At 69.0% G+C, this 13,184-nt stretch carries 13 protein-coding genes; 8 read left to right on the forward strand and 5 right to left on the reverse strand.

Translation table 11 applies throughout. The features are described 5' to 3' along the window. The first annotated feature begins 5 nt into the window (after window positions 1-5). Entirely contained in the window at window positions 6-452 is a 447-nt protein-coding gene (locus ABKA17_RS41740; RefSeq protein ID WP_353697636.1) for an imidazolonepropionase-like domain-containing protein, read from the forward strand. 7 nt (window positions 453-459) lie between these two features. Here the strand turns inward: ABKA17_RS41740 and ABKA17_RS41745 are convergent, their stop codons facing one another. Then, window positions 460-1,467 carry a chitinase gene (locus tag ABKA17_RS41745; RefSeq protein WP_353697637.1) on the reverse strand — a complete coding sequence of 336 codons (1,008 nt, stop codon included), beginning with the start codon at window positions 1,465-1,467 and terminating at the stop codon, window positions 460-462. 307 nt (window positions 1,468-1,774) lie between these two features. Between ABKA17_RS41745 and ABKA17_RS41750 the strand changes: the two genes are divergently transcribed. Genes ABKA17_RS41750 through ABKA17_RS41765 form a run of 4 tightly spaced genes read left to right on the forward strand, consistent with a single transcriptional unit; the run spans window position 1,775 to window position 6,331 of the window. After that, window positions 1,775-2,167, forward strand: a complete 393-nt coding sequence (locus tag ABKA17_RS41750) for a hypothetical protein (protein ID WP_353697638.1) — start codon at window positions 1,775-1,777, stop codon at window positions 2,165-2,167. Between the two features lie 19 nt (window positions 2,168-2,186). Further along, window positions 2,187-4,445, forward strand: a complete 2,259-nt coding sequence (locus ABKA17_RS41755) for a bifunctional polysaccharide deacetylase/glycosyltransferase family 2 protein (protein ID WP_353697639.1) — start codon at window positions 2,187-2,189, stop codon at window positions 4,443-4,445. A gap of 1 nt (window position 4,446) precedes the next feature. Beyond that, window positions 4,447-5,589, forward strand: a complete 1,143-nt coding sequence (locus ABKA17_RS41760; protein WP_353697640.1) for an acyltransferase family protein — start codon at window positions 4,447-4,449, stop codon at window positions 5,587-5,589. 46 nt (window positions 5,590-5,635) lie between these two features. Further along, entirely contained in the window at window positions 5,636-6,331 is a 696-nt protein-coding gene (locus ABKA17_RS41765) for a demethylmenaquinone methyltransferase (protein WP_353697641.1), read from the forward strand. A 4-nt stretch (window positions 6,332-6,335) separates the two neighbouring features. Here ABKA17_RS41765 and ABKA17_RS41770 read toward each other — a convergent pair whose 3' ends face one another. Together ABKA17_RS41770 and ABKA17_RS41775 are read right to left on the reverse strand one after the other, a co-directional pair. Next, window positions 6,336-6,650, reverse strand: a complete 315-nt coding sequence (locus tag ABKA17_RS41770) for a PASTA domain-containing protein (protein WP_353697642.1) — start codon at window positions 6,648-6,650, stop codon at window positions 6,336-6,338. 120 nt (window positions 6,651-6,770) lie between these two features. Beyond that, a complete protein-coding gene (locus ABKA17_RS41775) occupies window positions 6,771-7,277 on the reverse strand; it encodes a GNAT family N-acetyltransferase (protein WP_353697643.1) in 507 nt (168 codons plus the stop codon). A gap of 97 nt (window positions 7,278-7,374) precedes the next feature. On the opposite strand from ABKA17_RS41775, the gene ABKA17_RS41780 reads away from it, so the two are divergent. Beyond that, window positions 7,375-8,664: a geranylgeranyl reductase family protein gene (locus ABKA17_RS41780; protein ID WP_353697644.1), complete on the forward strand. Its 1,290-nt coding sequence runs from the start codon at window positions 7,375-7,377 to the stop codon at window positions 8,662-8,664. A gap of 1 nt (window position 8,665) precedes the next feature. Here the strand turns inward: ABKA17_RS41780 and def are convergent, their stop codons facing one another. Beyond that, complete coding sequence (gene def / locus ABKA17_RS41785; protein WP_353697645.1) at window positions 8,666-9,292, reverse strand: peptide deformylase; 627 nt, start codon at window positions 9,290-9,292, stop codon at window positions 8,666-8,668. Window positions 9,293-9,381: 89 nt separating this feature from the next. Here def and ABKA17_RS41790 point away from each other — a divergent pair, with 89 nt between their 5' ends. Continuing rightward, window positions 9,382-11,184, forward strand: a complete 1,803-nt coding sequence (locus ABKA17_RS41790; protein WP_353697646.1) for a hydroxysqualene dehydroxylase — start codon at window positions 9,382-9,384, stop codon at window positions 11,182-11,184. Between the two features lie 100 nt (window positions 11,185-11,284). On the opposite strand, the gene ABKA17_RS41795 is transcribed toward ABKA17_RS41790, so the two are convergent. After that, window positions 11,285-12,103 carry a C40 family peptidase gene (locus ABKA17_RS41795; RefSeq protein WP_353697647.1) on the reverse strand — a complete coding sequence of 273 codons (819 nt, stop codon included), beginning with the start codon at window positions 12,101-12,103 and terminating at the stop codon, window positions 11,285-11,287. A gap of 714 nt (window positions 12,104-12,817) precedes the next feature. Between ABKA17_RS41795 and ABKA17_RS41800 the strand changes: the two genes are divergently transcribed. Next, window positions 12,818-13,177, forward strand: coding sequence for an NADH-quinone oxidoreductase subunit A (locus tag ABKA17_RS41800; RefSeq protein ID WP_007383963.1), 360 nt, complete (start codon window positions 12,818-12,820; stop codon window positions 13,175-13,177). Window positions 13,178-13,184 lie beyond the last annotated feature (7 nt).

The following is a 13,184-nucleotide window of genomic DNA, read 5'->3' on the forward strand; positions in this document are numbered from 1 at the left end:
CGCCGATGGAGACGATTCACGCCGCCGACGAGGTCCGGTACACCTGGACCTCGGAGCCGATCAAGGGCGGCGCGGTCCTGGTGGGACGGGACCGGGTCGGCGCCGTGGGGACCCTGGAGGAGCTGCGCGAGCGGTTCCCGAACGCCCGGGTCCGCAGGTGGCCCGGCGTCCTGGGCCCCGCCCGCATCCACGAGGGCCCGCTCCCGGACGCTCCGAGCCCTCGCGAACGTATCCACGCCGTACTGAAGTCGGGTGCGGTTGCGGTCCTGGAGCGGTACGCCGACACCCCCGAACTCCGCGCCGCCGCCGAGCGCAACGACGTGGTCGTGCTGCCCCGCTCCCAGCCCACCGGCATCAAGGAAGTGGGCCGCGCCGACCTGGCCGTCTTCGACGACAAGGGCGAGTGCGTCGCAACCGTCTGCTCGGGCCGACTGGTCCACCGCAGGCGCTGAGCAACCCTCAGTTCTCCGCGAACGCCTTCGCGAAAGCGCCCGAACTCTGCTTCACCCCGCTGCAGTTCGTCAGCTCGTCACCCTCGTCGTCGCACTGCTGGTCGCGGAAGGTCGACCACATCGACACCCAGGCGATCTCCTGCTCCTCGGCGAACGACCGGACCTGGGCCGCGTCGGAGAGGGTGAACGTCTCGTTGTCGACGTCGTTGACCCCGAGCATCGAGGTGAGCGCCATCGCCCGCCACGCGGTCGACCCGGACGTCCCGAAGACGTCCATCAGCTGGGTGTGCGCCGCCTTCGCCGCCGTGATCGCGTAGTCGCCCATGTCCTCGTCGTAGGTCTCGCCGTAGTTCATGGTCATGAGGTTGACCGTCGAGACCTGTACGGAACTGTCGTTGGCGGACTCCAGCAACGCGATGCTGTCGGAGTCCAGCCCCGACGGCATGACCGGCAGGGTGAAGGAGACGGTCAGGTCGTCGCGCTCCTTCTGAAGCAGCGCGATCGCCTTCGACCGCAGCTCCACCGACGCGGAGTCCGTCAGGGCGTCGCCCTCGACGTCGAAGTCGGCCTGGGTGGAGCCGGCCGCGTCGAGCGCCTCGCCGTAGGCCTGCGCGAGCTCCGACGCGCTGTCGCAGGCCTCCGCCAGCTCCTTGCCCGACGCGCCGCCGAAGGACACCCGCACGCTCGCGCCGTCCTCCTTGAGCCGTGAGATCCGGGACGCCACCGAGGAGTCGCCGATGGCGTGCGAGTCGTTCCAGGTCGGCGTACAGCTGCCGCCGTCCGCGATCACGAAGGCCAGGTTGTACGTCGTCGGTGAGCCGGCCGAGTCGTTGCCGGAGGCCTCCGTGGCGCTGACGTAGGGGGCGTACGAGGTGCTCGAGGCGGTCTCCTCGGACGCCTCGGCGGACCGGCTCGGGGTCGCTTCCGAGGTGGTGTCGGTGTTCGAGGAACAACCCGCCGTGGCCAGGGCAAACAGGCAACTCAGCCCTGCCGCCGGCCTCAGGAAACGCCGCATTCCGCATGCACCAGCTCTCGTGATTTCTGTCTCAGGACGGAAACAAACTGTGTCGGCCGAGTGGAAATGTCTCACACGCGACTGAGCTTCATGAGGACAGGATTTACACAGAGGGCACATGGGCACGAGCGAACAAAACGGGCGATCCGGCCGCGTAAAGAGGGCAATCAACCCCTTTCCCTTCCACCGGAGTTACGCAGCCGTTCCAGCGAACTCTCAGAGAAGAGACAGGTTAAGGCGTTTCTCATACGCGTCTCACATGGATCCCTGAGTTTTTGACACATAAAGACTCTCTAACGTCCGGGGAATGCATTCCGAGCCTGCCATCGAAAAGCGCGCCGAACGCGGTCGCCGCCGCAAACGCCGCGGCGACGAGTCAGCCGAGGGACCCGTGTTCGTCGACAACTCCGGACGCCGCTCCAAGCTGCTGCGCCGGATCGGTCTCCTCGTCGGCGTCCTGTGTGTCGGATACGCCGTCGTCCTGGGCCTGGCCTTCATGGGCATCGGCACCTCGAACCCGTCCTCGCTGCTGCCCTTCGGCGGCGGCCAGGGCGGCCCGGGCGCCCAGAACGGCAACGGCGGCCCCGGCACCCAGCCGCAGGGCGGTATCGGCGGCAGCGTGCGGCCCACCGGCTCGCCGCCCGCGCTGCCCTCGGGCGTGCCCACGCCGTCCGCCTCCGCGACCGCGACCGCGAACTGACCGGAGCGCAGCCACCGTCATGACTACGACGACTCCCTCCCGCGGCCGCCGCCGTGCCCCCTCCCGGCTGGGACGCGCCGCGGGCAAGGCCGCCGCGCTCCAGAAGCCGCGCGTCCTGCTCGCCGGTCTGCTCCTGCTCGCGCTGACGAGCGTGATGCTGCTCGACGGCTATCTGCGCGCCGAGGTCGGCGGCGACCAGCGCGTCCGTGACGGGGCCAGCTCCAGCGAGGTCCCGGAAAAGATCCTCGACGGCGGGCCGATCCTGTCCTTCCGCGGCGGACAGGCGACCACCGTCTCCGTACCGGACAAGACGATCGCGCTGACCTTCGACGACGGCCCCAACCCCACCTACACGCCAAAGGTGTTGGAGATCCTGGAGAAGTACGACGTCCCCGCGACCTTCTTCGTGGTCGGCTCGATGGTCTCGCGCTACCCGGACATCGTGAAGAACATGGTCGAGCAGGGCAACGAGGTGGGGATCCACACCTTCACCCACGTCGACCTCTCCTACCAGAGCGACGCCCGCGTCGACCGCGAGATGCAGCAGACCCAGCTCGCTCTCGCGGGCGCGGCCGGCATCACCACCACGCTGTTCCGGGCGCCGTACTCCTCGGAGACGGACGCCATCGACAACTACAGCTGGCCCGTCTACCAGAAGCTCGGCGAGGACGGTTACACCAGCGTCTTCGTCGACACCGACAGCGACGACTGGAAGAAGCCGGGCGTCTCGAAGATCGTCAAGTGGGCCACGCCGTCCAGGACGAACGGCGCGGCCGTGCTCTTCCACGACGCCGGCGGCGAGCGCTCGCAGACGATCAAGGCGCTGCCCACGTACATCGAGAAGATGAGGGCGAAGGGCTACACCTTCACCACCATCAGCGGGGTCCTGGAGAAGGAGCAGTCGGCGAACGCCATGGCCGGACAGCGGCTTTCGGGGCAGGGCGGCGTGGCCGGCGGCAGTGGCGGCAACCTCCAGGCCGCCCACCGCGAGGCCACCGAAGCGACCCTCTACGAGGGCAAGGCCCTGCTCGCGGCCGTCGCCGTCGCCGAGTACGCCGTACCCGCGCTGTCGGTCGGTCTCATGGTCGTCGGTGTCGCGGTGATGGGGCGGTTCGGGATGATGCTGATCCTCGCCCGCCGCCACTACAGACAGCGCAACAAACGCCGGTTCAGTTGGGGCCCGACGGTCACCCGCCCGGTGAGCGTGATCGTCCCGGCGTACAACGAGAAGGAGTGCATCGCCAACACGCTCAAGTCGCTGGCGCGGAGCACCCATCCGATCGAGATCATCGTCGTGGACGACGGTTCGACGGACGGCACGTCGGAGATCGCGCGCGACGCGGCGTACGAGCTCGGCATGCACAACGTCCGGGTCATCCGACAGGAGAACGCGGGTAAGCCGGCCGCGCTCAACAACGGGGTGCGCAACGCCAGTTACGACATCGTCATCATGATGGACGGCGACACCGTCTTCGAGCCGGACGCCGTGCACCAGCTGGTGCAGCCCTTCGCCGACCCCGAGGTCGGCGCGGTCGCCGGCAACGCCAAGGTCGGCAACCGCGACACGGTCATCGGCGCCTGGCAGCACATCGAGTACGTGATGGGCTTCAACCTGGACCGCCGGATGTACGACCTGCTGCGCTGCATGCCGACGATCCCGGGCGCGATCGGCGCGTTCCGCCGGGAGGCGGTGTTGCAGGTCGGCGGGATGAGCGAGGACACCCTCGCCGAGGACACCGACATCACCATCGCCATGCACCGCGCGGGCTGGCGGGTCGTCTACCAGGAGCACGCCAAGGCCTGGACGGAGGCGCCGGGTTCGCTCAAGCAGCTGTGGTCGCAGCGCTACCGCTGGTCGTACGGGACCATGCAGGCGCTGTGGAAGCACCGCAAGTCCCTGACGGACAAGGGGCCTTCGGGCCGCTTCGGCCGGGTCGGGATGCCGCTGGTGGTGATCTTCCAGATCGTCACGCCGGTCTTCGCCCCTCTCATCGACGTGTTCACCGCGTACTCGATGATCTTCATCGACTTCCAGGCGGCCCTGCTGGCCTGGCTCGCGGTGCTCGGCGTGCAACTGGCCTGCGCGGCGTACGCCTTCCGCCTCGACAAGGAGAGGTACCGCTATCTGCTGATGATGCCGCTCCAGCAACTGGCCTACCGGCAGATGATGTACCTCGTCCTCATCCACTCCTGCATCACGGCCCTCACAGGCGGCCGGCTGCGCTGGCAGAAGCTGAAGCGGACCGGCGAGGTCGGCACACCGGCGGGGGTGAGCTGAGATGGGTTCGCACAGGAGAGGCGGGTCGGTTGCCACCGCCGCACAGCCGACGGTGCCGGGTGCCGAGGAAGCCGACTCCAGGGATCCTGAGCTCCCTTCGCGCCCCAAGCCCTCTGCCCGGGACCGCTACTTCGACACGCTCCGGGCCGTCGCCCTCGTCCGGGTCGTGACCTATCACACCTTCGAGTGGGCCTGGTGCGGCATGGTCTTCCCGTCCATGGGGATCATGTTCGGCCTGGCCGGCACCCTGATGGCGAAGTCCCTGGAGCGGCCGCCGCTGAAGGTGGTGCGCAGCCGGCTACGGCGGCTCCTGCCCCCGTTCTGGTTCTGGGGCTTCTTCGTGGTCCTCGCGATGCTGGTCCACGGCTGGATGCCGCACTGGAACATCGTCTTCTGGATCGTGCCGTTCGGAGATCCGCCGGGGAACCAGTGGGGCGTCCAGGCCTGGGAGATCCTCTGGTACCTGCGGACGTATCTCTGGTTCGTGCTGCTGTCCCCGCTGCTGCTGCGCGTCTTCCGGCTCGCCCCCCTCCCGGTGCTGTTCCTGTCCCTCGCGCCGATCCTGGTTCTCAACTTCGTGTGGTCAGGCCCCGAGGGGCGGCTCGGCAACGAGATGTGGGACTTCTCGACGTACCTCTTCTGCTGGATCCTCGGCTTCGCGCACCGCGACGGCGTGCTCCAGAAGATGAAGCCGGCGCTGGTAGCCGTCCTGTCGCTCGCCGCGCTCGGCTACGGCGGCTGGTACGCCTTCGCGCACCAGGGCGAGGTCGGCACGTACGACCTCGACGAGATCCCGCTGGCGCAGGCCTTCTGGTCGGCCGGGTACGTGATGCTGCTGATGTGGGCCAAGGCGTACTTCCGGATCGACTTCGGGTGGCTCACCCGCTTCCGGCGGCTGGACCGGGTGGTGACGGTCTTCAACGCGCGCGCGGTGACGATCTACCTCTGGCACGAGATCGCCTTGATCCTCGCCGTACCGCTGATCGACCGGTTCTGGAACGTGCCCGCGTTCGAGAAGTACCTGCCGCTGGAGAGTCAGTGGTTCATGTTCGGGATCGGGTGGGTGCTGATCGCGGGGTTCGTCCTGGCGTGCGGCTGGGTGGAGGACGTGGCGGGGAAGAAGAAGCCGAAGCTCCTTCCCTGAGCGGGGCCTCGGCCGCTTCCCCGGGGGCGGCTGCAAGAATGGGCCCGTGACCCGCGCTTCCCTGAACAAGCAGCCGCACGAAGTCGCCTCGATGTTCGACGACGTGGCGGAACGGTACGACCTGACCAACGACGTGCTGTCGCTCGGCCAGGACCGGGTGTGGCGCAAGGAGGTCGCCAAGGCGGTCGACGCCCGGCCCGCGCAGAAGATCCTGGACCTGGCGGCGGGTACGGCCACCTCGTCCCTGCCCTTCGCGCGGACCGGCGCCTATGTCGTCCCCTGCGACTTCTCGCTGGGCATGCTCAAGGTCGGCAAGAAGAACCACCCGTGGCTGCCGCTGACGGCGGGCGACGCGACGAGGCTGCCCTTCCGGGACGACACCTTCGACGCGGTGACGATCTCCTTCGGGCTGCGCAACGTGCAGGACTTCGACGCCGGGCTGCGCGAGATGTACCGGGTGACCAAGCCCGGCGGCCGGGTCGTGATCTGCGAGTTCTCGCACCCGACCTGGGCGCCGTTTCGCACGGTCTACACCGAGTACCTGATGCGCGCCCTGCCGCCGGTCGCCCGCGCGGTCTCCTCGAACCCGGACGCCTACGTCTACCTCGCCGAGTCCATCCGCGCCTGGCCCGACCAGCCCGCGCTGGCCGAGCACCTGCAGAAGGCCGGCTGGTCGAAGGTGGCCTGGCGGAACCTGACCGGCGGGGTCGTGGCCCTGCACCGGGGGTTCAAGGCCGGCTGAGGGGTCAGGGCGGGCCGATCCCGACGGTGCAGGGGTCGCCGGGTTCGTCCAGCTCGCGTTGCATTCCTCCGCCCGACGGCCTCGGCAGGCGTGGCTCGCGGATGCCTCCGCCGCCGTCACCCGGACCGAAGTCGAACCAGACGTAGACCATCGACTCCCGCGGCACCTCGGCGCCGGGCTGCGGGTACTGGCGTACGACATAGTCGACGACGGCGAGGTGGAAGTCCTGCCGGTCCGGGGCGTTGATGAACAGGCCCTGTGCCCTGGCCGTCTCGCGCGCGTCGACGGCCATCAGGCCGACCAGACGAGGGACGCGCACTTCGGGCGTTTTGGGTGTTATTCGCACAGATGTCACCCCCAGCGGTACTGGAAGGGTAACCGCACAGGGGCGCTACCTGGAAGCGCTGAGTATTTTTCTGTAGCCGATTATCACTCTGTGTCACAGATCAAGGCGGAAGCACAGCGCGTCCTCCGGCAACCGCGGATGCGGGAACGTCTCCGCCAGTGCCATGCCGAGCCGCCGGGTGACCGCGACGGACCGCTCGTTCCCGGGTCTGACCAGCGCTACGACGTTCTTCACGCCCGCCGCCCGGAGCCGCTCCAGCGTCATCTGCGCGGCGGCGGTCGCGTACCCCTTGCCCCAGTACGGGCGCGCGAGCCGCCAGCCGATCTCGATCTCGCCCTTCGGCCCCCAGTCCTGCGGCCATGGCTGGGCCCCGGTGAACCCGATGACCTGCTCGTTCTCGTCGACCATGGTCCACAGACAGAACCCCCGCTCGGCGTCGTGCCGGCGCTGGCGGGCGGTGAGTTCCTCGTAGACGTACAACTCCGCCGACCTGCCTCCGTGGAACTCCATGACCTCCGGGTCGTCGAAGATCCGGTGCCAGGCGACGGCGTCCTCGTCGGTGGGGACACGCAGCCGTACTACGGGGAGAGCTCGGTTCACTGGGCAGCCCTTCAGCCGGGTGATCAATCGTGCTGAATAGACTGCCCATGTCCAGTGCCGGTCGGCACGCAGATTTCGAACTTGGGGAGATCCCGCCGTGACCGAGCCCCTCTCCGAAAACACCGCCGATGTGATCGTGGTCGGCGCGGGGCCAGCGGGCTCCACCACCGCCTACTACCTCGCCAAGGCCGGACTCGACGTGCTCCTGCTGGAGAAGACGGCGTTTCCGCGCGAGAAGGTCTGCGGCGACGGCCTCACGCCGCGCGCCACCAAACAGCTGGTGTCGATGGGCATCGACATCTCCGAGGAAGCCGGCTGGCTGCGCAACAAGGGCCTGCGCATCATCGGCGGCGGCGTCCGCCTGGAGCTGGACTGGCCGGACCTCGCCTCCTTCCCCGACTACGGCCTCGTCCGCAAGCGCGACGACTTCGACGAGCAGCTCGCCCGCCAGGCCCAGAAGGCGGGCGCGCGGCTCTACGAGCGCTGCAACGTCGGCGCCCCGATCGTCGACGACCGCACCGGCCGTATCACCGGCGTGCACGCCAAGCTCGGCGACGCCGGCGAGAAGCGCGAGGTGGCCTTCCACGCGCCGCTCGTGGTGGCCGCCGACGGCAACTCGACCCGGCTGTCCCTGGCGATGGGCCTGCACCGCCGCGAGGACCGGCCGATGGGCGTGGCCGTGCGGACGTACTTCGAGTCGCCGCGCCACGAGGACGACTACCTGGAGTCCTGGCTGGAGCTGTGGGACCGCCGCGGCGCCGAACCCCGGTTGCTGCCGGGCTACGGCTGGATCTTCGGCATGGGCGACGGCACCTCCAACGTCGGCCTGGGCGTGCTCAACACCTCCGACTCCTTCAAGGAGCTCGACTGGCGCGAGGTGCTCAAGGCCTGGTGCGCGTCGATGCCGGAGGAGTGGGGCTACACCCCGGAGCACATGACGGGCCCGATCCGCGGCGCCGCCCTGCCGATGGCCTTCAACCGCCAACCGCACTACACCAAGGGCCTGCTCCTGGTCGGCGACGCCGGCGGCATGGTGAACCCCTTCAACGGCGAGGGCATCGCCTACGCCATGGAGTCCGGCCAGATCGCCGCCGACGTCATCGTCCAGGCCCACGCCAGGGCGACGCCGGCCCAGCGGGAGATCGCGCTCCAGCGCTACCCGCAGGTCCTCAAGGACACCTACGGCGGCTACTACACGCTGGGCCGCGCCTTCGTGAAGCTCATCGGCAACCCGAAGGTCATGAAGATCGCGGCCCAGCGCGGCCTCACCCACCCGATGCTCATGAGGTTCACCCTGAAGATGCTCGCCAACCTCACCGACCCGACGGGCGGCGACGCGATGGACCGGATCATCAACGGGTTGAGCAAGGTGGCTCCGCGAGCCTGAACTAGCCGTTCAGCGCCTTGATGTTGGCGGCCCGGCGTGCGAGGACCTCCTCCCGCCGGTCCGCCACCTGCCGCAGCGCGTCCTTGCGTTCCCGCTTGGACAGGCGGTCCAGGTACACCTGCCCGTTGACGTGGTCGGTCTCGTGGGCGAGGCAGCGCGCGAAGTACCCCGCCCCCTCGATGACGACCGGCTCGCCGTCCTTGTCGAGCCCGCGCACGACGGCCCGGTCCGGACGCGGTACGTCCATGACGGCGCCCGGCACGGAGAGGCAGCCCTCGCCGTCGTCGAGGAGCCGGCGCCCGGCCGGATCGAGCCGGTCGAGGACCGGATTGACGATGTGCCCGACATGCCGGACCCCGTCCTCGTCCGGGCAGTCGTACACGAACAGGCGCAGATTCACGCCGACTTGGTTCGCCGCGAGCCCGCAGCCGTCGGCGATGTACATCGTCAGGAACATGTCGTCGATGAGCGCGGCGAGATCGGGCCCGAACTCCGTCACGTCCCGGCACGGCTTGTGCAGGACCTCCTCACCGACCTCCGTGATCCGCCGTACCCGGCCGCGCCGGGCGTCGGGGGCGAGGGGCGGATATGAGTCAACGGGCCTGCCTTGTACGAACACGCTGGGCATGAGTGGGTTTCTCCTCGTTGTGTGGATGCTGTGGGCGGTGGGTCGGCGGGCTTCCGGCCTCCGGGGCCCCTGCCTACCCTCCGTTGCCCATGACAACAGAACACATCCAGCAGCCCGAGGGCCACACCCGCAGACGGTTCCTGGCCGGAACCGGGGGAGTGGCGGGCGCGCTCGCGTTATGGCCCGCCGGGGGCGCGCACGCCGCTTCCGGCAAGCGGGTCGCGGTCCTCGGCGGCGGGGTCTCCGGGCTGAGCGCCGCCCAGGAACTCGCCGAGCGCGGCTACGCCGTCACCGTCCACGAGTACTACGACGCCCTCGGCGGCAAGGCCCGCTCGATGCCGGTCCCGGGCACGGCGGCCGGCGGCCGCGCGGACCTCCCCGCCGAACACGGCTTCCGCTTCTTCCCCGGCTTCTACCGGAACCTGCCGGACACGATGCGCCGCATCCCCGTCCCCGGCAACGCGCACGGCGTCCACGACAACCTCGTCAGCGGTACGGAGGCCCTGTTCGCCCGCTCCGGCGGCCGCCCCGACCTGCACTTCCCGCTGCGCCGCGCCACCACCGTGCCCCCGCTCGGCACCCTCACCCCGTCCTGGATCCGCGACCAGATCCTCTCCGTCCTGGACCTCGGCACCCGCCTGCCCGCCCACGAGGCCGCCTACTTCGCCGACCGGCTCCTGGTCCACCTCACCAGCTGCGACGCCCGTCGTGAGGGGCAGTGGGAGAAGGTCGCGTGGTGGGACTTCATCCGCGCGCAGGAGATGAGCGAGGAGTACCGGACGGTCCTCGGCGTGGGACAGACCCGCAACCTCGTCGCCACCCGCGCGGAGGTCGCCTCGACCCGGACCGTCGGCCGCGTCATCATCGAGGCCCTGCTGCTGTGGGGCCTGCTCGGTCGCGGCATGGACGGCGACGCCGACGTCGACCGGGTCCTGAACGCCCCCACCAGCGAGGCCTGGATCGACCCGTGGGAACGGCACCTGCGCTCCCTGGGCGTCGAGTTCGCCCTCGGCACCCAGGTGCGGGAGATCCTGTACGCCGGCGGCCGGGTGACCGGCGTCCGCGTCTCGGCCCGCGACGGCGGCGACGAACGTACCGTCACCGCCGACCACTACGTCTGCGCGCTGCCCGTCGAGCACGCGCGCGTGACCTGGGGCCCGGCCCTGCGCGCGGCGGATCCGCAGCTGGCGCGCTGCGACGCGTTGCGGACCGACTGGATGACCGGGGTGATGTTCTACCTCCGCACGCCCAAGCCGGTGGTCCACGGCCACATCAACTGCCTCGACTCACCCTGGTCGGTGACGGCCGTCGGCCAGGCCCAGTTCTGGCCCGGACGGGACTTCCCGCGCGACTACGGCGACGGACAGGCCCGCGACTGTCTCTCCGCGATCATCTCGGAATGGGACAAGCCCGGCATCCTGTACGGCAAGACGGCCAAGGAATGCACGAAGGACGAGATCGTCGCCGAGCTGTGGGCGCAGCTGAAGGACGGTCTCAACGACGCCGGAAAGACGACCCTCGCGGACGAGGACCGGCTCGGCTGGTTCATGGACCCGGCGGTGACGGGCGTGGGCGGCCCGGACCCGCGAAACCGCGAACAGCTCCTCATCCACCCCACGGGCACGCTCTACAACCGTCCTTCGGCCCGCACGAAGGTGCCGAACCTCTTCCTCGCGGGCGACTACGTCCGTACCGACGTCGACCTGGCGACCATGGAAGGCGCCAACGAGTCCGCGCGGCTGGCGGTCAACGCGCTGCTGGACGCGGACAATTCGGACGCCGAGCGGTGTGAGGTGTGGGAGCTGTTCCGGCCGCCCGAGATGGAGCCCCTGAAGCGCGTCGACGAGGTGCGCTACCGGCTGGGTCTGCCGAACACCTTCGACCTGGGCTAAGGCGTACGGCCGTCCCGGGCAAGGCGGAAGGGCCGCTGCCCCCGAGCGGCTGCGGCCCTTCCGACGTTCCGTACGCGTGTGCGCGTTTGGTGCGTTCTCGTCAGAGTACGCGCACCGCGCCCGACGCCGGGTAGCCCGACAGATCCTGGATGACGACGCCCTTGGACGGGTTGGCCGCGTCCAGGTACTGGCCGTTACCGATGTAGACGCCCACGTGGTAGGCCGAGCCCTTGCCGCCCCAGTACAGGATGTCGCCGACCTGGATCTGCGACAGCGGGATGTCGGTGCCCTGCATCGACTGGTCCTGCGAGACGCGCGGCAGGTCGACGCCGACCTGCTTGAACGCGGCCTGGACCAGGCTGGAGCAGTCCCACGCGTTGGGGCCGGTGGCGCCCATGACGTAGGCGTCGCCCACCTGTGCCTTGAGGAAGGCGATGACGGTCGCGACGGAGCCGCTGGCGGGCGCCGAGGCGGTCGTGGTGGTGGACAGGGTGGTCCGCTCCGAGGAACGCGAGGCGGCGGCCTCCGCGGCGGCCTTGCGGGCCTCCTCGGCCTTCTTCTTGGCCTCGGCCTTCTTCTTCGCCTCAGCGAGGTCCTTCTTGGCCTCCTTGGCGGCCGCGGCGGCCGCCGCGTCGCGCTCGGCCTGGAGCTCGTAGTTCGCGGCCGCCTGCTGCGTGGCGTCCGCGGACTGGGCGACCTGGGCGGCCAGATCGGCCGTCAGGGCGGGCAGTTCGAGGGTCTGCGTCGTCTCGGCGGCGCTCGCCGAGGCCGACGCGCCCGCCGCCGCCATGCTGAGGACGCCACCGGCAACTCCGGCGCGCACGGCGATCGATGTCGTCGCGCTGCGGCGGGGCTTCCGGTGGCTGCGTATGTGAGCGGTGTGGGACATGAGAACAACCGGTATCAGGGGCTCCTCCATACCTTCAAGAAACGTGTGGTGCGCCACAGTTGTTCAACGGGCGGCCCGAATCCCGGGCGTGGCGTTCTTTATTGACGCCGTAACGGACATTGCGGACGCACCCCATCATGGACGTGATCACGCACTTTCGCGTTTACGTCCGAATTGCCCCGCGCCTACCACCGGTTGGGACAAGTGGCCAAGCCCGGTTCTCAGAGGCCTCTCATCAATGTGGCGGAGGTCACGCAACGGTTACAGCGGCGGCTGCGTCACGCGCATGCGCTCCGCCCTCACCCGCTCGTGAACGCGTGCACGCGTCCACATCGCTCCCCGCGGCTCCTTCTGATGTGTGAACGCGGCGCACTATCAATCGGTCGCGTCCAGCACCAATTTGCATGCAAGGGAACTCTCTTGATATTGAGACGCCTGCTCCCAGCTGCGCCGACAAGCCAAAATGTCACCTCTCGTGATCGCTCGGACACTTCACGCACGAAGATCACCGCTCATCCGACTTCATGATCCTTCGTCAGGTGGTGGAGATCACAAAGCTTGTGCAATACCCCGTGTCGCAGATCACAGACCGGCGGGCATAGGATGCGGGTCAGTTGGGCTTGTGACCTGCTTCACATGTTCGCGATCTTCGCCGGGACGGGCGGGACTTGCGGGGCGCGTGAGGCGGAAGCGAACCCGATGTCATCGCCAGCAGTCAGTGCCGACTGAGAGGAGCGAGGAGCGGTGAACGCGTATGCGCCCATCCTCGTACTGGGAGCCCTCGGGGCAGGCTTTGCGATCTTCTCCGTGGTCATGGCCACGCTGATCGGACCAAAGCGGTACAACCGAGCCAAGCTCGAGGCCTACGAGTGCGGGATCGAGCCGACCCCCACGCCGGCCGGCGGCGGGCGCTTCCCCATCAAGTACTACCTGACGGCGATGCTCTTCATCGTCTTCGACATCGAGATCGTCTTCCTCTACCCCTGGGCCGTCACCTTCGACGCCCTGGGTGTTTTCGGGCTCGTGGAGATGCTGCTCTTCGTGCTCACCGTCTTCGTCGCATACGCGTACGTGTGGCGGCGCGGCGGCCTGGAATGGGACTGAGGGGCCT

This window comes from Streptomyces sp. RG80 (assembly GCF_040446465.1).
Taxonomy (GTDB): Bacteria; Actinomycetota; Actinomycetes; order Streptomycetales; family Streptomycetaceae; genus Streptomyces.

Bases quoted from the DNA above. Each gene is read 5' to 3' on its own strand.
- ABKA17_RS41740 (WP_353697636.1), top strand. From the start codon at position 6: ATGGAGACGATTCACGCCGCCGACGAGGTCCGGTACACCTGGACCTCG.
- ABKA17_RS41745 (WP_353697637.1), bottom strand. From the start codon at position 1,467: ATGCGGCGTTTCCTGAGGCCGGCGGCAGGGCTGAGTTGCCTGTTTGCC.
- ABKA17_RS41750 (WP_353697638.1), top strand. From the start codon at position 1,775: ATGCATTCCGAGCCTGCCATCGAAAAGCGCGCCGAACGCGGTCGCCGC.
- ABKA17_RS41755 (WP_353697639.1), top strand. From the start codon at position 2,187: ATGACTACGACGACTCCCTCCCGCGGCCGCCGCCGTGCCCCCTCCCGG.
- ABKA17_RS41760 (WP_353697640.1), top strand. From the start codon at position 4,447: ATGGGTTCGCACAGGAGAGGCGGGTCGGTTGCCACCGCCGCACAGCCG.
- def (WP_353697645.1), bottom strand. From the start codon at position 9,292: ATGCCCAGCGTGTTCGTACAAGGCAGGCCCGTTGACTCATATCCGCCC.
- ABKA17_RS41790 (WP_353697646.1), top strand. From the start codon at position 9,382: ATGACAACAGAACACATCCAGCAGCCCGAGGGCCACACCCGCAGACGG.
- ABKA17_RS41795 (WP_353697647.1), bottom strand. From the start codon at position 12,103: ATGGAGGAGCCCCTGATACCGGTTGTTCTCATGTCCCACACCGCTCAC.